At 54.7% G+C, this 18,714-nt stretch carries 10 protein-coding genes; 9 read left to right on the forward strand and 1 reads right to left on the reverse strand.

Features of this window, described 5'->3' with window-relative positions:
• Positions 1-682: 682 nt before the first annotated feature.
• Positions 683-4,201 (forward strand): S-layer homology domain-containing protein, encoded by a 3,519-nt coding sequence (locus HFP08_RS06200; protein WP_168119659.1) that lies wholly within the window; start codon positions 683-685, stop codon positions 4,199-4,201.
• 267 nt (positions 4,202-4,468) lie between these two features.
• On the opposite strand, the gene HFP08_RS06205 is transcribed toward HFP08_RS06200, so the two are convergent.
• Complete coding sequence (locus HFP08_RS06205; protein WP_168119660.1) at positions 4,469-5,479, reverse strand: zinc-dependent alcohol dehydrogenase family protein; 1,011 nt, start codon at positions 5,477-5,479, stop codon at positions 4,469-4,471.
• A gap of 400 nt (positions 5,480-5,879) precedes the next feature.
• Here HFP08_RS06205 and HFP08_RS06210 point away from each other — a divergent pair, with 400 nt between their 5' ends.
• From HFP08_RS06210 to HFP08_RS06245, 8 genes are all read left to right on the forward strand, one after another.
• Positions 5,880-6,758: an ABC transporter permease gene (locus tag HFP08_RS06210; RefSeq protein ID WP_240941171.1), complete on the forward strand. Its 879-nt coding sequence runs from the start codon at positions 5,880-5,882 to the stop codon at positions 6,756-6,758.
• A complete protein-coding gene (locus HFP08_RS06215; protein ID WP_168119662.1) occupies positions 6,758-7,627 on the forward strand; it encodes a carbohydrate ABC transporter permease in 870 nt (289 codons plus the stop codon). The genes HFP08_RS06210 and HFP08_RS06215 overlap by 1 nt, the downstream gene beginning before the upstream one ends.
• A gap of 100 nt (positions 7,628-7,727) precedes the next feature.
• The gene (locus tag HFP08_RS06220; RefSeq protein ID WP_168119663.1) at positions 7,728-9,272 is read left to right on the forward strand and encodes an extracellular solute-binding protein; all 1,545 of its coding nucleotides are present in this window, start codon (positions 7,728-7,730) and stop codon (positions 9,270-9,272) included.
• A gap of 79 nt (positions 9,273-9,351) precedes the next feature.
• Positions 9,352-10,704, forward strand: coding sequence for a Gfo/Idh/MocA family protein (locus tag HFP08_RS06225; RefSeq protein WP_168119664.1), 1,353 nt, complete (start codon positions 9,352-9,354; stop codon positions 10,702-10,704).
• The gene (locus tag HFP08_RS06230; RefSeq protein ID WP_240941140.1) at positions 10,701-12,938 is read left to right on the forward strand and encodes a glycoside hydrolase family 88/105 protein; all 2,238 of its coding nucleotides are present in this window, start codon (positions 10,701-10,703) and stop codon (positions 12,936-12,938) included. Before HFP08_RS06225 ends, HFP08_RS06230 begins: the two co-directional genes overlap by 4 nt.
• A 109-nt stretch (positions 12,939-13,047) precedes the next feature.
• Positions 13,048-15,330, forward strand: a complete 2,283-nt coding sequence (locus HFP08_RS06235) for an AraC family transcriptional regulator (RefSeq protein ID WP_168119665.1) — start codon at positions 13,048-13,050, stop codon at positions 15,328-15,330.
• Between the two features lie 42 nt (positions 15,331-15,372).
• Positions 15,373-17,451, forward strand: a complete 2,079-nt coding sequence (locus HFP08_RS06240) for a glycoside hydrolase family 65 (protein WP_168119666.1) — start codon at positions 15,373-15,375, stop codon at positions 17,449-17,451.
• The gene (locus HFP08_RS06245; protein WP_346768722.1) at positions 17,442-18,710 is read left to right on the forward strand and encodes an oligogalacturonate lyase family protein; all 1,269 of its coding nucleotides are present in this window, start codon (positions 17,442-17,444) and stop codon (positions 18,708-18,710) included. Before HFP08_RS06240 ends, HFP08_RS06245 begins: the two co-directional genes overlap by 10 nt.
• Positions 18,711-18,714: the final 4 nt, after the last annotated feature.

Raw genomic sequence — 18,714 nt, forward strand, 5'->3', positions numbered from 1 at the left:
ACGCGACCGCCGCTAAAAGGACGGCATAGCTGTCTCACCTTGAAAGAATTTATAAAATGCCGGGGTGGAGTGGTTTGCCTTCTCGGTCGACTCGCTTGCCCTCCCGGTCGACACGCCCAGGATGCCCAGGATCGGACGATTGGGATCCTTATCTCCGCGCAGTTCAAGAGCTGCAAGTCGAATTTATCGACTTGCGGCTCCCTCTCTGCGCAGTTCAAGCGCAGCAAGTCGAATTTATCGACTTGCGGCTCCCTCACTGCGCAGTTCAAGGGCTGCAAGTCGACTTTATCGACTTGTGGCTCCCTCCCCGCGCAGTTCAAGGGCTGCAAGTCGACTTTATCGACTTGCGGCTCCCACTCTGCGCAGTTCAAGCGCAGCAAGTCGACTTTATCGACTTGCAGCCCCCTCTCTGCGCTCTTCAAGCTTCAGGAGTGTATCAGAAATTGCGCACAAAAAAAGGCCAACTTCCGATGACCTTCAATTTTAGTTACACTTTCTTGGCGTTTTCGGAAGGCTGGCGGCAAAGCCGGCGCTTGAGCATTTCGACATTAGCATCCGACTTATTTCGATCTTTTTCTTCTCGGAATTAACTTTCGTTAATTCTTTTTCGCATTCCCGTTTGCTAGAATCATAGGCGGTTCAGCAATGAAGCCATCAATATAAACGGGGAAGTGAAGAGATCATGAAACCATTGAAGAAGCTGTTGAGTGCCGCGCTGGCGGGAGTTCTGTTCTTATCGGGGAGTTTGCCGGGGTCTACGCCGAAGGCATGGTCATATGCCGAGGAGAGTCAGTATCATTTTGAAAACATGACGCCCCGGCATCAATACGTATTTAGCAGCTTGTCGGATGTTGAGGTTGACGTCGCGGGAAGCGTGTATGTATCGGAATGGAGCTCTCCTGATATTCGAATCTTCGATGAAGAGGGGAACGAGCAGACGCCATGGACGTTCGATACAGATCAATCATCCTTTAAGCTTGCCAAAGGGGCGGGCAACTTTCTCTATGCGGCGAGCCAAGACAAGGTGTGGAAGCTGGATATGTCCAAGCAGGGCGCGGATGCACTCGCTCGTATGTGGAATGGCGCGGAGCAGTTCTACTACATTGAGGATCTTGCTTATAATGGTGTGACGGGAACGGCGGCGGGCGTGGATTCGGGCGACGACAGCATCTGGCTGTTCGATGAAGAGCTTGGTTCGATTCATGTGGAGCAATATCGGGATCTAGATGAAGCGTTGCAAAGCTTCGGATACATTTCGGCCATCGCCGCGGATTCGGAAGGCAACTGGATTGTCGCGGAGAATGGAGACGAGATCGTCATTCTGGACAGTGAATGGAATGAGCTTGATCGCATCCATCCTACTTTTGATCGGGAGCTGGAATACGAGGTTTGGATGGACAGTCTGGCTGTCGGAGCCGACGGAGCGCTCTATATAGGGGATTCAGATAATAGCATGCTTGCCAAATGGAAGGATGGCGCAGTTGTCGCCGAGCTTGGCGGCTATGGCAACGACTCGGGGCAATTTGATGCTTTGAGAGGGATTGCGATCTCGCCAGGCGGAATTGTCTATACGGCGGACAGCTTTAACAATCGCATTCAGAAGTTCGATGGCGACTTGAAGCATCTTGCTTCCTGGGGATCCGAGGGAGGAGAAGAGGGAAGGTTCTATATTCCCGAGAATGTAAGCGTCGGTCCGGATGGCATCGTCTATGTCGCGGATCAAGGGAACGAACGAGTGCAGGCCTTTAACTCGGATCTGCAATTCCTGGACGCCATGGGCCAGGAGGGGTTCAGTCCATACGGAATTGCCGTTCGAGCGGATGGGCAAGTATTCATAACGAGCGACAGTTCACTGCTGAGATATGACCCGGAAACCCGGCTGGTTGAGGGGATTGACAGCAGCTTGGGTTATCCTTACGATCTGGATTTTGATTCCGAGGGAAATCTCTATGTGGCGAATACTTCCGGTTATCGAATCGAGAAGTATGAGGTAGATGAGAATGACGTCTATCATAAAATAGATCGCAACGGCCAGGCCGAGGACTGGTTCATAGGAGAGCCGGATTATGACGGCGGTTATTTCTATTTCCATCCTCGCAGCATTGCGGTCGACGGTGAGCGAGGTATCGTGTACGCCTCCGACACAAAGCATATTCAGACCTTCTCCTTAGACGGAGAGTTGCTCGACTCGGATTGGTTTGGTTACCCGGAAGATTCCGAAAATTTTATAACCGATGTCGCACTGGATGCCATCGGCAATGTCTATTTCAGTAATTATAATACGAATCTGGTCACAAAGCTGGATCCTTCAGGGGCGTATATCACAAGCTGGGGCGGGACAGGCATTGACCCCGGACGCTTTGGGCAAATCGAGAAGCTCGCGGTGGACGGGGAAGGCAATGTGTATGTGACGGACGGGACGGACAGCGGATATTCGCGACTGGTCAAATTCGCGTTCGACGGCAATCGACTGACGGATATCAGTCTGTCAGGAGCAGCGCTGCAGGAAGAATTCTCTGCCGACAGGATGATGTATTCGGTTGAGATGAGCGCGGAGACGGACAGCTTCACCATAACGCCAGAAGCATTCGATGATTCTGCAGAGGTGTTGGTGAACGGAAGCGAAACGATAAGCGGCTCGCCATCAAGCGATATTCAGGTGGCGGCAGGCGAAACGAAGCAAATCGATATCGAAGTGACGGCAACGGATGGTCAGTCGAGAACTTATACGCTAACCGTTCATCGCGCTGAAGCCGCAGCCGGCGGTGGAGATGAAGGCGGCGGTAGCGGTGAGGGTGACGGCAGCGGAGGTAACGGAGGCAATGGAGGTAACGGAGGCAATGGAGGCAATGGCGACGGCAGCGGGGATAATGGAGGTAACGGAGACAGCGGCAGCAATGGATCCGACAATGGCGACAGCGGCAGCAATGGAACCGACAACGGCAATGCCGGCGGGGAGTCGTCTGCTGGCGGCGAAGAGGAGCAGCCGACATCTTCAGGCAGCGTAATGGCAGAATTGTCGAACGACGGGGGAGCGCCAATCGCGATTGTGGATGAAAGCAAGCTGGAGCAAGCGCTCGACGACAGGATTGCGACTGGCAATAGCAGAGGCAAATTGGTAGCTATTTCCATTCCCGCAACGGACTCCGGTTCGGTAGGACAAGTTCGAATTCCAGTGAAAATGCTGGAGAAGGCGCGGGTGAACGGTATTTCGATTGAGCTCAAATACGAGAATGTGTCCGTGACGATTCCGGCCGGCGCTATTAGCAGCAGCGATCTGCAGCAAGCAGCATATATCGATTTCTCGCAGTCGGTAGCTGACAAAGCATACACAGACAGAATATTGCGGCAGGCGGCGGGCAAATCTGAAGGTTACACGCCGATTCCTGTGCTGTATCAATTCGAATTGGAATTGACCGATGGCAACGGAGCAAGCAAGTTAATCAGCCGCTTCAGCAAACCGCTCACAATTGCTATAAGCGTTGATGAAGTTCAGCAGGCCATGATTCAAGATAAAAGGAAAACAGGCGTGTATTATGTTACGGCTGAAGGCGCTGTTGCCTTTATGGGCGGGAAATGGATGGATGGCGAGCTTGCTTTCCAAACCAACCATTTCAGCGATTATGCCATTATGCAGTATGACAAATCATTCTCGGATGTGGGAGAAGGCTGGTCGAAGTCATACATTGAGCTTCTAGCGGCGCGCCATATTGCTAGCGGCACAGTGGAGTCGGCCTTCTCGCCTCAGGGGATTGTGACAAGAGCTCAATTCGCTGCGTTTCTTGGACGGGCGCTCCAATTGGGAGCCAGCGAAGAGGGAGCTTCATTCCCGGATGTAAGCGGCAATGCTTATTATTCCGGTTATGTCTCCGAGCTTAGCCGAATCGGCATTATTCAAGGCTATGAGGACGGCAGCTTCCAGCCGGAGGCGACCATCACGAGAGAACAGCTTGCCGTGATGATGCTGCGCGCCTATGAATATGCAGCAGGAGAAAGTGCTGATCCAGGCAACGGAGACGTCGCAGAATTTACTGATATGGATGAAGCCAGCGGTTATGCGGTGAACAGCATTCGGGCCGCAGCCAAGCTGGGACTCATTAACGGAAATGGAGACGGAAGCTTTACTCCGCTCGCCCCAGCAACTCGCGAGCAAGCGGCGAAGCTGCTGATCGAGCTGCTTGAGAAAGCGGGATGGCTGTAGCTTGCTGCAGCAAGGAGCCTCTATAGGGTAATTCTGAATGGGGCTATTTTCCAGTAATCGATTGTAAGCTGCATTAGAGCTTTGTTTTCAAGTTGTTGATTGGGAATTTCCACAGGAGTGAATTTCGCAGGAGTGAATGAAGAGTAAATAGAGAATGAAGAATAAGGAGAGCCCCTGAGCAAATTGCTCAAGGGCTCTTCGTTGTCGCTGCTCAGCATTGTAGTATCAGCGCAACGTCGGTCGACACTGCAACGCCGAAAATCAGCGTTACAGCTTAACGACCGCCTTGATGATCTCGTCGTCGCGAAGGCCTTCCAGATAGTCCTGTACTTCCTCCAGACTTACAGCCGTAATTAGCGAATCCAACTCGAAAGCGCCTTTCTCAATCAGGCGGATTGCCCGCAGTTGGGTATCCGGATAGGTGAAGGTGCCGATCAAGCGAAGCTCCTTGCGGAAAATTTCATAAGGCTCGATCGGCAGCGCCTTGCCTTGCGGATACGCGGCGAATAGCAGAACATCGCCGCCCGGCTTCGTCGCGTTCACACACTGCGTCAGCACGCCGCCGGCGCCGGCGCAGTCGACCGTGAAATCGAGATCCTTCAGCTTGGTCATCATTGACGGCTCGCTGAACGGATCGATGGTTGCGAATCCCAACTCATTAGCAACCTGACGCTTATGCGCTTGCGGCTCGACGAGAATGACTTCGGTTGCACCCTGCAACTGGATAGCCTGAAGCATGAGCTGGCCGATAAAGCCGCCTCCGAAGACTGCGGCTCGAGTGCCCGCCTTGATCTCCAGACGATCGAGTCCGTGAAGGACGCATGAGATCGGCTCGGCCAAGCAAGCTTTGAGCGGATCGATCATCGGCAGCACATTGTAGAGCAACTGCTCGGGAACCACGCAATATAGAGACATGCCCCCGTCCAGATTAACGCCGAGAGCTTGCATATTGCTGCATAGATGCGGTCGACCCTCCAGGCAGGCTTGGCAATGCCGGCACCATATGTTCGGGTTAATGGTGACGAATTGCCCGATTTCCACATTTGCGACCCCGGAGCCCAACGCTTCAATATGACCGGCGAATTCATGTCCAGGCACGACTGGCAGCGTAGCCGGATAACTGCCATGATAGATATGTCTGTCCGTGCCGCATATGCCGCATGCGGCTACCTTGACAAGAACCTCATGCTCGCGCAGCTTGGGCAACGACTGTTCTGCTATGCTCATATGGCCGGGGCTGGTCAATCTAAGCGATGGAAAGGCTAGTGTTGTGCTCATAACGTTGCTCCCCTCCTGAATGTCGAATCATGGATTTTCGAATTGAGTTTGTTGTCTACTGAATCGCGTTGCGTCTATTGTCTTAGCATAAAGAAGCAAATAGGGGCTGTCAATGCGGCAAACGCCGTTAATCCGCGCTGTTAGCGGATTTATGAGCAATCTAACCAATCCTTTTGCCCATATACATATCCTCCAGAACAGGATAATTCCCGTATTTGTTAACGCCGAGGAGGATCGCTCGATTGTGAATGCGCTGCCATGGAAGGTACGATAGCGTTACTTAATCGAAGGAGGGTTGCAGCATATGGCAGAATGGATAGGCCCCTCGGAGTCAGACTCCCTAGACACAGCCAAGACGAAGCAGAGAAAGCGGGCATCAGAGAGCCGGATTCTCGCTAATATGAGAAAGCACTGGATCCTGTACCTGATGATTCTGCCGGGCGTTCTATACTACATTATTTTTAAGTATGTGCCGCTGGCAGGGAGTGTCATCGCGTTTCAGGATTATCAGATTTTCAAAGGCATGGGCGGCAGCGAGTGGGTTGGCTTTGCGAACTTTAAGTACATTTTCGCTTACCAGGATTTCTACACCGTGCTCAGGAATACGTCGGTCATTGCCTTGTATCACCTGATTTTCGGCTTTCCGGCTCCTATTATCCTGGCATTATTGTTTAATGAAGTAAGGGTGATGCTGGCAAAACGCTTCATGCAAAGTCTGTTCTACTTGCCTCATTTTCTTTCCTGGGTTGTTGTCGGCGGCATCGTTTTTGAGCTTCTTTCCAATGAAGGGGTGCTCAACGCCGTGCGGGGATGGATGGGAATGGACCCGATTCTATTCATGCAAGAGCAGAAATATTTCCGTTCCATCGTCGTCATATCCGGAATTTGGAAGGATGTCGGATGGGGAACGATTATTTACCTGGCCGCAATTGCAGGGATCAATCCGAACTTATATGAGGCGGCGGTTATGGACGGAGCCAATCGCTGGAAGCAGTCGATCTACATTACGCTCCCGACGATGTTTCCGACCATTCTGGTCCTGTTCCTGCTGAATATCGGCAATTTCCTTGAGCTGGGCTTCGATCAGATTTATAATCTGCTCACTCCGATGACGTATTCGGTCGGCGATATTATCGAGACCTATGTGTACCGGGCCGGGGTTCTGCAAGGGCAGTACAGCGTCACGACCGCGATCGGATTATTCCAATCGGTAATCGGCTTCGCGTTGCTGTGGATCTTCAATCGGATGGCTAGAAAAACGGAACAGGGGTTGTGGTGATGAAGCTAACCAGAGGCGATAAAGCATTCCAGTTGTTCAACTACTTCTTTCTGTTTGCCGCTGCGGCTTCCATGCTGCTTCCGCTGCTGCAACTGCTGGCCGTTTCCTTCAGCTCGCCGATTGCGGCCGATTCGAAGGAGGTCTTCCTGCTCCCGGTCGATTTCACTACCGCCTCATGGGGGCAGGTGCTTCATAATTCCGGGCTGTGGAAGTCCTTCGGAATCACGCTCTACATCACGGTCGGAGGAACGATTCTTAGCATGCTGTTTTCCGTGCTTACCGCTTATCCGCTAGCTCATAAGGACTTTCTGCTGAAGAGGCCCGTCATGTTCGGCATCATCATTACGATGATTTTCAATGCGCCGATGATTCCGTTCTTCCTTACCGTTCGTCAGTTCGGCATGATGAATTCGCTCTGGGCTCTGGTACTGCCCGGCGTCATCGGAACCTTCAACATGATTATTATCCGCACCTTCTTCATGGGACTGCCGAAGGAGCTTGACGATTCCGCCCGAATCGACGGATGCAGCGATGCAGGCATTCTGTTCCGGATTTTCCTTCCGCTGTCCAAGCCGGTACTCGCCACAGTGAGTCTGTTCTACGCGGTCGGTTACTGGAACACCTTCTCCAGAGCGGTATTATTCATTCGTGATCCGGAGAAATGGCCGCTGCAGATGAAGCTTAGAGCTTACCTGACATCTCCGGAAGAATTGGCCTCGGTGAATATGTTTCTGGGGGATTATGATTTTAACACAACCACGCTTAAGGCGGCGACTATACTATTCGCCACGATTCCGATCGTGCTTGTTTATCCGTACCTGCAGAAGTACTTCGTCAAGGGTTCCATGCTGGGGTCGTTGAAGGAATAGGGATGGATAAGTTGAACGATTGTGTCTTACCGACATGTTGCTGCGAGTACAGATCAATCTTAAAGAGGTTGTTGCCATTATAAAGGGAGGTACGATGTATATGAAAAAATGGTTTGGAAAATCGACGAAAATGTCTGCGGTTGCTGCTTTGCTGGCGGTAACCATGATTACGGGATGCTCGAATAATGGAAATGCCGGAAAGAACGCTAACGCCGGAGAAGAGGGAGATCAGCCTGTGGTCGTGAAGGTGTTCAAGAGCCATATGGGCGTTGGCACGCTCCCCGACCATGATAACCCGCATGTGAAATACGTGGAGGAGAAGACGGGCGTCATCTATGAGCTGATGTCGACGCCGCCGGGCTCCGAGCCGACCGAATATTTGAATCTGATGATCGCATCCGACGAGCTCCCGGACATTCTTCGTCCCATTGGCGGAATCGAGCAGACGCTGATCAAGCAGGGCGGTGCGCTGCCGCTCGAGGATTTGCTGCCGAAGTACGCGCCGAATGTATGGAAGAATATTCCTGAAGAAGCTTGGGATATTGTTCGTTCGGCGTCGCCGGACGGCCATATCTATTATGTGCCGAAGGTATTCCTCGTTCCTGAACGCGCGCCGATGATCCGCCAGGATTGGCTGGATAAGCTCGGCCTCGAAATGCCGAAGACGCTCGAGGAGTACAAGGATGTGCTGCGCGCCTTCCGCGACGGGGATCCGAACGGCAATGGCAAGCAGGATGAACTGCCAACCTCCGGACGCGAATACGGGAAGTGGATGGATCATCTCTTCGGCATGTTCGGCGTTGCGATGTGGGAGGGCTTGCCTGAATGGGATATTTACGATGGAGAAATCGGCTATGCAGGCGTTTCCGACAACATGAAGGCGGCTATCGCTTTTATTCGCGATCTGTATTCGGAGAAGCTGCTCGACAATGAAACGTTCCTGAACAAAGGCGATGTATGGACGGCCAAAATCAACAATAATCTCGTAGGCAGCTGGTACCATCTCCCGGCCAACCTGAGAGACCGTTACACCGCGATGCTTAAGGGCGCGCCGGAAGCTTATGTCACGGGTATGCCGATGCCCGAGGTAGACGGCTATGAAGGCTTCGTTACGATGAAGAGCATGGGCGAGCCCGAATGGGTCATTCCAACCGCTGCCGAAGACAAAGCCCCTGCAGCGCTGAAGCTGCTCGACTTCTTCTATAACAAAGATAACGATGAATTCGTGAGGTTCGGAATCGAGGGCTTGCAGCATGAAGTGGTAGACGGCAAGAAGGTGCTGCTGCCGCCTGAGGATGACCGTCCGCTGGCGCTCGGCATGCGCAATCTGACGACGGAGGAGGATATGGCGATTCGCATCAAGGAGACGATTCCTGAGGATATGCAGAAGATGGTGTCGGATATCTTCGAGGTCAGCAAAGCAGACGCGCGCAGAATAGCGGGTGACGGCTTGCCGAACACCGTATATGAAGGTTTCCCCGATATCCAATCGCATAAGCTGTTCCAGGAATATCTCACCAAGATCGTCATTGGCGAATGGCCGATCGAGAAGTTCGACGAATTCGTGGACCGTTGGAAGAAGTCGGGCGGCGACAAGGTCACCGAGCGCGTGCGCGAATGGTATGCGAAGGTGAAAGGCGAATAGAACAGAGAGTCAGGGTCGCCATGCTATGTCGACCCTGACGACATGATTTGGAAGACTGGAGAGAAAGGTTTGATTTGCAATGAAGAAGAGATACGCCATATGCGGAGTAAGCGGAAGAGCGCTCGGCATGTTCGCGAAGCCCATTCTGACGCTCTTCTCGGACACCTGCGAGCTGGTAGGACTGCTTGATCCCGATTCCGCGCGATTCGAATTGTTCCGGGAGAGATTCCCGGAGCATGCCGGGATCGCGATCTACGGAGAAGACGAATTTGACCGCATGGCGGCGGAAACGAAGCCCGATGTTATCATTACGGCGGGCCGCGATGACACGCATGCCCGCTATATCATCGCCGCGCTGCGTCATGATCTGGACGTCATCACGGAGAAGCCGATGGTGACGACCGGCAAAGACAGCCGCAACGTCCTCGACGCGGAGCGCGCGAGCAAAGGCAAGGTGACGGTGACGTTCAATTACCGCTACGCTCCGATTCATACGAGAATCAAGGAGCTTATTATGGAGGGCAAGCTTGGCCGCATCACGTCCATCGATCTGAACTGGTACCTCGACACGTATCACGGCTCGAGTTATTTCAAGAGATGGAATCGGGAGCGGGAGCTGTCCGGCGGTCTGTCGATTCATAAATGCACGCATCACTTCGATCTCGTCAATTGGTGGATCGATCAGAAGCCGCAGGAGGTGTTCGCCTACGGGGCGCTGAACTATTACGGGGCAGACGGCGAAGCGAATCCGAGCAGGAGAAACGGACGACATTGCATGACCTGCGCCGAGCGGGAAGCCTGCGATTATTATTCGCGATGGAACGCCCGAAGCAAGAACCGGCATGTGCCGGATGATCATTTGGAATCGCCGGATGCCGTGAAGCCCGCATCGTTTCCCTATTCGAATTATCGTCCCGACCGGTGCATCTTCGATTCCGACATCGAGATTGAGGATACCTATACGGCGACGGTGAGGTATGATCGCGGAGCGCTGCTCAGCTATTCGGTCAACTTCTCGCTGCCCTACGAGGGCTATCGTCTGGCCATCAACGGAACGAAAGGACGAATCGAGACGCTGGAATATCATATGCCCGGCCGGACGCCGTTCCCGACGCCCGTGCAGACCATCGATTATTTCCCGTTGTTCGGCTCGAAGGAGACGATTCATGTCGTGCATCGAGAGGGCGGACATGGGGGCGGCGATCCTCTGCTGCTCGAGGATTTGTTCATGGGCGAGAGCCAGAGGAAGCCATACCGGGTTCTGTCCGGAGCGGAGGACGGAGCGTACTCTGTGGCGACGGGTGAGGCTGTATGGCGTTCCGTGAAGGAGCGCCGGCCGATCGAGATCGCCGAGGTGCTCGGCTATGCGCCTCCTCGGGAGCAGCGGGCGCCCGCAGCCGTTGCCTGCGCCCGGGAAGGAGGGAGAAGATGACGATTCCATCTGGTCCGTACTTCGAGCGGGAAGAGAGCATGGCCGCAGCGGCGGGCATCGATAACATCCCCCGAGTGCTGGAGACAATCGCTCAGCGGTACGTGGGTCAGCATCCGCCGCATGAACCCGTGTTCAGAGTAACGAGAGAGAGCGGCATTCGCAAGCTGCCCAATCATCTGTATGACATACCGGCAGACCGCCTTTTCCCCGACATGGCAGAGGGGCAATATGTTTACGCATGGGCGAAGCTGTGGGCGGAGGAGGCGCATGATTTCGTCTTTCATCTGCACGGCTCGGGGCCGATGAGGCTCTATCTGGGCGGCAAGAAGCGGTTCGGATCGGCGCCCAAACCGGCTTTGAGCGAATCTGTAGCCGCTGAAGGCGAAGCGGATGCGCCCCTTAAGCTGAAGCTGCGGCTTGAGCGCGGTTGGAATCACTTCGTACTGGAGCTTGGCAAGGCTGCCGGCGGAGATTGCGGCGCGCAATTCGGAACCGGAAGCCGCAAGAACAAGCCGCTGCATTTCCTCATTCCGTCGAGCGACCGCGAGGGAGAAGAGGGCTGGCTGTATACGGCCCCGCTGGACAGCCGGCTATCCCGTATACCTTCCTGCGGCCAGCCGGAATCCGCAACCGGCGCGAAATGGCTGCCGAAGCGGGAGGAAGGAAGAGAGACTGGCCGATTGGAGCAGATATACGGCAGTCTCTCTGATCGCTTCGCATTCGCGTGGACTACGGTAGCGAACCGCGCTTCCACTCGCCAACGCATTACTTTGAAGGGCATCGCATATGGCGGGCTCTCCATCCGGCGGCAAGGGAAGGAGACGGTATTGGCGCGGGAAGGAGGTCCTTTCGCATTCGAATTCGAGGCGGAGCCGGGTCGTGAATCGCTCATCCTGCGCTGCAGCAGCGGATCGCAGGGTTGGGGCTTCCGTCTCGAGACTGTCGAGCCCGAATGCGCCGGAATTTCGCTGGAGGCGCCTGTTCGCGCAGCTGGCATGCGGGGCGAGTGGCTGTATCTGGGACCGTTCCATAATGATTACAAGGCAGATCCCCAATTGTATATGTCCATGGACGCTGTCGCGGAGAATGGAGAGGAACGCTTCTACTGGATGGCGGGGCCGGGCGAGCATGTCAGGCCGTTTCTGGAGAATGAGCTGTTTGGCCGCTGGAATTACCCGCTTGGCGTCACGCTTTTCGGATTGCTCGAGACAAGCGGGCTGCTTAAGAGGGAGGATCTGGCGGACTATGTGGCGAGACATGTGGAATTCGCATCTTCCATGTACGGCTACTCGCTCTGGGATCGCGAACGCTTTGGAGCGGCGGGGCTGAACAATCAATTGTCCGATATCGACAGCTTGGATGATTGCGGCTCTTTCGGGGCGCTTGCTATTCTTGCGGATGGCTTGCGTCCGATCAAAGGCGTCTGCGATGTTTCTCATGCTATCGCCCGTTATATCATGGAGACGCAGGATCGCATGGAGGACGGCGCCTTGTATCGCCGGATCGGCGTTTCTCCGAGCATGCACAACACGATGTGGTGTGACGACATGTACATGAGCGTGCCGTTCCTGTGCCGCTATGCGGAGATGACAGGCGAAGCCTGTTACGTGGACGAGGCCTCGAGGCAGCTGCTGCTCTATAAGAAATATTTGTATATGCCGAGGCTGCGCATCATGTCCCATGTGTACGATGTGAGTCGCGGCGAGCCTTCTCGCACGGCTTGGGGAAGAGGAAACGGCTGGGTGTTCTTCTCGCTGGCTGCTCTTCTAAAGTCGCTGCAGACGACGCATAAGCATTATAATGCCATACTCGCTTTCTACCGCGAGCTTGCGGAAGGCTATCTTCGCCTGCAGGGCGAGCATGGCTTATGGCATCAAGTGCTGACCGACTCGGAATCCTACGAAGAGGCGTCGTGCACGTCGATGTTCATGTACGGCTTCGCGCTCGGCGTGCAGCATGGCTGGCTGGAGCAACCGGAGCGTTTCGCGGAGTCAGCCCAAGCGGGATGGCGCGGATTATGCGAGCGAGCGATTGATCGCAAGGGGAATTTATACGGCGTTTGCAAGGGCTCCAGCTGGTCTTACAGCCATATGTATTACAAGCATGAGCTTGGCTGGAGCCTGAACGATACGCATGGCATCGGCATCGCGCTGCTGGCCGGCATCGAGACTTGCCGCATGCAGAAGCAGTTCGAATCCCATTCAGGCTCCGCTGCGGCGAGCATTCAGGCATAGAGCCGGATGTGCCTCGCAGAACCCAACACGTTATAATGAGAAGAAATTAGGTATAAACGCGTGTTCAAAAGTGGACCTTTTGAACAACCTCTATAAGGTGGGAAGTTCTGTGCTGACATCCGTCAAGAAATGGCTATTATTCAATTGGGCTCATACGCAAATAAGGCTGGTGCTGCTGCTGACGGTATCCGTTTTCTTCATCATATTGGCCGTCGGACTCACCTCATACTACACATCGAAGTCGGTGCTGCAGCAAGAGCTTGGCGATCTGCAGAGGCAGATGCTGTCTCTGAACATGGACGTCATCGACGAAGCGATCAAGGAAACGGATCAGGCCGCGATACAAGTGGCGCTTAGCGACAATATCTATTGGTTTCTGACGAGCGAGAATCAGAATTCATATAAGGACATTACGGAGGCCTATCAATTATTTACAACGATTATCAATAATGCGGCATATATCAAAAGCATCTATGTCTACGATATCGAGAGGGACAGCTTTCTGGCGATTCCTCAGGGCTTCGCGTCGAACAGCGCAACCTTTGTCGATTCCGATTGGACGAAGGTAGCTTCCGAATTCGGTGACAAATCCATGATCGTGAAGAAGCGGGAGCTTACTCCTGGCGCGGGGACTTACGGCTCTGATATCACCTTGTTTCGCCAAATCAAGATTCAAGGAGAAGTGAAGGGAATCGTGGCAATCAATATATTGGATGAAGCGTTGTTCGCCAAGCTGAACCCGCCGGTCATGAACAATTTGAATCGGATGAGGTATATCGTCGACGAACAGGACCAAATCTTGTATTCCGTTGCCAACTATGATTTCGATGAGGAGGCCGTAGGGCTTGCTCTCGACGAAATGAAAGCGGACGGACGAGGAGATATGTCGTTCCGCAACAAGCAGCTATTGATTAATCAGCTGCAGTCTCCGATCGCGGGCTGGAGATTCATCTCCATCGTCGAGCAGGACAGCATGCTTGCGCATACGAAGCACATCGCTCAGGTGGTGTTCCTTGTATCGATCGCTGCGCTTATGCTCGGAGGAGCGGTTATCTATTATATCAACTCCAAGGCGCTGCGTCCGGTTCGGAGATTGAAGCAGCTGTTCGGCACATTCGCGAGAAAGTCGGGAGAGAATGACAAGATTGATTTGGAAAGCATCGCAGGAGAGCTTCTCGGCAAGCACGCGCATTTGTCCCATCTCGTTCGTGAGACGTTATCCGAGGCTTCTTCAAAGCTCATCATCGATATCGAGAAAGGAAATATAAGCAGCAGACGAGATATACAGGACAAATGGCAACGTTATTTTCCCGATTGGACCGAAGCTCCGATCACGGTATGCATGCTCTCTATTGATCGTTATGAGGAGTGGGCCCGCAGTCTGTCGGGCAGCGATTATTCTTTGTTGAAATTCGCGCTCGCGAATATCGCGACCGAGCTCCTGGCGGAGGATTGGCGCATTGCCTGCGCTGATTTCGGCAGAGACAAGATGGCGATGCTGATGCAGCCTAGAGGGGATGGCAGGCAAGCGAAGCAGAAGCTGGAAGAGGCGGTCGAGCAGGTGCCGGCGTTTCTGAAGTTCACCGTGTCCGCCGGTATCAGCCAGCCGTTCAAGGATGTCGCGAGAATGAAGAAGGCGATGCTTGAGGCGGATAATGCCCTAATGTACCGATTGTATCGGGGGTACGGCCAGGTGATTCTGTTCCAGGAGGTATCCCAGCATGAAGCGGGGGAGCGTCGGCTTGATGAAATGCCAACTCTCGAGAGCATCATTCAAGCTATTGAATCTGGCAATGGACGAGACGCCGAAGAAGCGATCGCGAAGGTGCTGGAGAGTATTCGAGAGCAGAACTGGTATCCCTCGGAAGCGCTTCAGTTCTTGCATGAAGCGACGCTCCGAATCTATGAGCTGTGCTCGGACGAGGAGCAAGCCGGCAATTCGGCGATGGAACGGTACGAAACGCTGCATTGGAAGGATATCGAGTTCGGGCTGGTCGAGCTTGTCAAGCCGCTTGCGGAGCGTTACGGCCAGTTGATCGAAAGCAAGGATTTCGTCTTGTGCCATCGCATGATCGAGTATATGAAGCAGCGACTCGGCGACCCGATCGGCATTCCCGAAATTTCGGAAGAGGCGGGCATCAGCAGCAGCCTTGCAAGCCAGATTTTCAAGCAGGAGACGGGGGAGACGATCTACAATTATTTGACCAATCTGCGCATGGAACGGGCGGCCGAGCTGCTCGTCAAGACGGATGATCGCTTGGCGGACATTGCGGAGATGGTCGGCTATCAGCATGAGAACAGCTTTATACGAACCTTCCGCAAGGTGAAGGAGATTACGCCCGGCAAGTATCGGGATATGATGAGAACCCGGATGGATGCTTCAATCGAATAAGCGGATCCGGCATCCTCCGGGAAGCCAGAAGGAGGAGCAGCAATGAACAGACAAGAGATCGTCATGCGGCATCAACCGGAATTGACAAAATGGGATTTGCAATCCCCATTCTCGGTCGGGAACGGGGAATTTGCCTTCAGCGCCGATATTACGGGGCTGCAAAGCTTTCCGGAGCTATACGAAGTGCCTCTGGGCACGCAGTCCAATTGGGGATGGCATTTCTCTTACGGACATGAGCGTTTCACGGAAGAGGATGTGGAGCTCCAAATGTTCGACACGCATGGACGAGAGGTCGGCTATCCGATGAAGCCGGGCGGTAAGCCGAAGGCGTATCACTGGCTCCGGCAAAATCCGCATCGCTTGCAACTCGGCCGCGTTTCGTTCCGCTTGCTTAAGGAAAACGGCGAGGAAGCGAAGCTGCAGGACCTTAGGGATATCCGCCAAACGTTGAACCTGTGGACGGGCGTGCTGTCGAGCGAATTCACCCTGCAGGGCGAAGCAGTGAAGGTGACAACCGCCTGCCATGGAGAGAAGGACATGATCGGTGTGGAGGTGAAGTCGCGGCTGATAGGCCAAGGCAGGCTGGAGGCGTTTATTCGCTTTCCTGCGCCGGACATGACGAATAATGCTTGGGCGAAGTCGGTCTTCCCGGATTACGGCAATGACGCCAGGCATGAGACAACGCTGCTGGAATCGGGGGAGAATCGGGCGCTTTTCGGGAGAACGATGGATGAGGACGGCTATCGCGCGGCATGGTCCTGGTCTGCCGGACGCTTGGAGCGAACCGGCGCGCATGAATTCACGCTGCAACCGGCCGCTGCTTCTGACGAGCTGAGCTTCTCAGTAGGCTTTGCTCCCGGGCAGCCGGAGACGGCCAACGTCGAAGAGGTCATCGCGACGAGCGGGCGGCGCTGGGCGTCCTTCTGGATGAAGGGAGCGGCCGTCGATTTCGCTGGAAGCTCGGATCCAAGGGCGCATGAGCTGGAACGCCGCATCGTCTTATCCCAATTCTTGTGCGCGATGCACAGCGGCGGCTCGATTCCTCCGCAGGAGACCGGGCTGATGTACAACAGCTGGTTTGGCAAGGCGCATCTCGAGATGCACTGGTGGCATGCTTCGCATTTCCCGTTATGGGGGCGCGAAGAACTGCTCTTGAACAGTATGGATTGGTACACGGAAATTTTGCCGGTTGCTCGGGAACTGGCGTCATCACAAGGCTACGAAGGCGCGCGCTGGCCCAAGATGGTCGGCTTCGACGGCAAGCCGTGTCCTTCGCCGGTCGCTCCGGGCCTGATCTGGCAGCAGCCGCATCCGATCGCGCTCGCGGAGCTGCTGTATCTGTCGAATCAGTCGCAGGCGATGCTGGAGCGCTTCCGCTCGGTCGTGTACGAATCGGCGGATTTCATGGTATCGTTCGCTCATTGGAACGAAGAGACGGGCTGCTTCGATTTGGGTCCGCCGCTTATTCCGGCGCAGGAATGCCATCGTCTTCAGGACAGTAAAAATCCGCCGTACGAGGTGGAGTATTGGAAGCAGGGGCTGGAGACGGCTGTTCGCTGGGCAGAGCGTTTAGGTGAGAAGCCAAACCCCGAGTGGGTGCGGGTAGCGGGAGCGATGGCTCCTCTGCCGGAGAAGGGCGGCGTCTATCTGGCCCATGAGCGATGCGAGGACACGTTCACAGAGAAGAATCACGACCATCCCTCGATGCTCGGAGCGCTGGGGCTGCTGCCCGGCACGCTTGTCGACCGCGAGACGATGCTGAACACGCTGCTGAAGGTGAAGGAGTGCTGGGACTGGGATTCGGCGTGGGGCTGGGATTTTCCGATGTGTGCGATGGCGGCAGCCCGACTGAACGAGCCCGATCTCGCGGTCGACTTCCTGCTGCTGGACGCGACCAAAAACACGTATTTGACGAATGGCCACAACTATCAACGTCCCGGCTTGTCGGCTTATCTGCCCGGCAACGGCGGTCTTCTGACGGCGGTGGCGATGATGGCTGCCGGCTGGCAGGGAGCGGCAATCAGGAACGGCGAGCGCGATTCGTCCCTTCCCGAGAATCCGGGATTTCCGCAGGACGGGAGCTGGAAGATTCGGTGGGAAGGGCTTAAGTCGTGGATGTAGACGGCGCGGCGTTTGAGTTGGCGACGGAGAACGGCTGTATCGTCATTCGAGGCGCCTGCAAGAACGAGTTGGATGCAGGGAACGATGGAACCTGGGAGGGAAATCGCATGACAATCGGCAAGAACAAGGGGAGACGCTGGCCTTCGGAGCGCAAGAAATCCGTGGACAGGCTGACGGGACTCACCGTGACGCAGTTGACGGATTACAAGGCTCACAGCCATCATTTATATTTTACGGAGAACGGTTGGTACGATAATGAACGGCGGCTGCTCTTCATCTCCGATAGGGAGAACAGCGCGAATTTGTACAGCATGGATATGGAGAGCGGAGAGATGACGCAGTTGACCGATTACGCGGCGAATGATCAACTGGATGCTTCCCTGCTTCCGGATGGAAGCGCGGCGTTCGTGAAGCTGGGAAGCAAGCTGATTCGGCTTGATCTCGGTACGCTGGAGGAACGGTTGATCTACGAAGCGCCGGCGGGCTATAAGCTTGGCAATGCCAGCGCGACCGCGGATAGCCTGCATGTGCTGACCTGCGTGCAGGAGGATCTGTCGCATCGCATCCGGCTCGATCTCGGCAATGGCTATGTGGGGCATCGAGAGCTGATGGAGGCCGCGCCGCACAGCATGATCGTTCGAATCGACGCGAAGGGCGGCGGACACGAGAAGGTGTATGAGGCGAACAAATTCATCACGCACATTAACGCTTCTGTGACGGAGCCATGGCTGATGACCTTCTGTCATGAAGGACCGTGGCATTTGGTCGATCATCGCATTTGGGGACTGGATTTGCGCACCGGCGAGGCTTGGAGGATAAGAGAACGGCTCGAGGAGGGCGAGAAGGTCGGCCATGAGTTTTTTTTCCCGGACGGTCTCACGATCGGGTATCACGGCTTTCGCGCGGACGGGACCAATTTCTTCGGCAGCATCCGTTACGACAATTCCGGTATGGAGGAAACGGAATTCGGCTTCGATACCTGGCACGGCTACGCGGATGGGCATGGTCAGGCGGTTGTCGACGGCAAGGGGCCGGTCAAGAGTCTCAGTCTGTGGCGCAAGCGGGATGGGAAATACGAGGGGCCTCGCATGCTGTGCGAGCTTCGCTGCAGCTTTCATTCGCAGAAGGTGCATGCCCATCCCCGCTTCGACGCGGAGGGCAAGCGCTTATTGTTCACGAGCGACAAGAACGGCTATGGCAATTTGTATCTGATCGATATTCCGGAGCCATTCGACGCGCTGCCGGTATTTCAGCCATAAGGAG

The sequence above is a fragment of the Paenibacillus sp. HB172176 genome (assembly GCF_011947265.1).
GTDB lineage: Bacteria > Bacillota > Bacilli > Paenibacillales > Paenibacillaceae > Pristimantibacillus.

Bases quoted from the DNA above. Each gene is read 5' to 3' on its own strand.
- HFP08_RS06200 (WP_168119659.1), top strand. From the start codon at position 683: ATGAAACCATTGAAGAAGCTGTTGAGTGCCGCGCTGGCGGGAGTTCTG.
- HFP08_RS06215 (WP_168119662.1), top strand. From the start codon at position 6,758: ATGAAGCTAACCAGAGGCGATAAAGCATTCCAGTTGTTCAACTACTTC.
- HFP08_RS06225 (WP_168119664.1), top strand. From the start codon at position 9,352: ATGAAGAAGAGATACGCCATATGCGGAGTAAGCGGAAGAGCGCTCGGC.
- HFP08_RS06220 (WP_168119663.1), top strand. From the start codon at position 7,728: ATGAAAAAATGGTTTGGAAAATCGACGAAAATGTCTGCGGTTGCTGCT.
- HFP08_RS06205 (WP_168119660.1), bottom strand. From the start codon at position 5,479: ATGAGCACAACACTAGCCTTTCCATCGCTTAGATTGACCAGCCCCGGC.
- HFP08_RS06230 (WP_240941140.1), top strand. From the start codon at position 10,701: ATGACGATTCCATCTGGTCCGTACTTCGAGCGGGAAGAGAGCATGGCC.
- HFP08_RS06210 (WP_240941171.1), top strand. From the start codon at position 5,880: ATGAGAAAGCACTGGATCCTGTACCTGATGATTCTGCCGGGCGTTCTA.
- HFP08_RS06240 (WP_168119666.1), top strand. From the start codon at position 15,373: ATGAACAGACAAGAGATCGTCATGCGGCATCAACCGGAATTGACAAAA.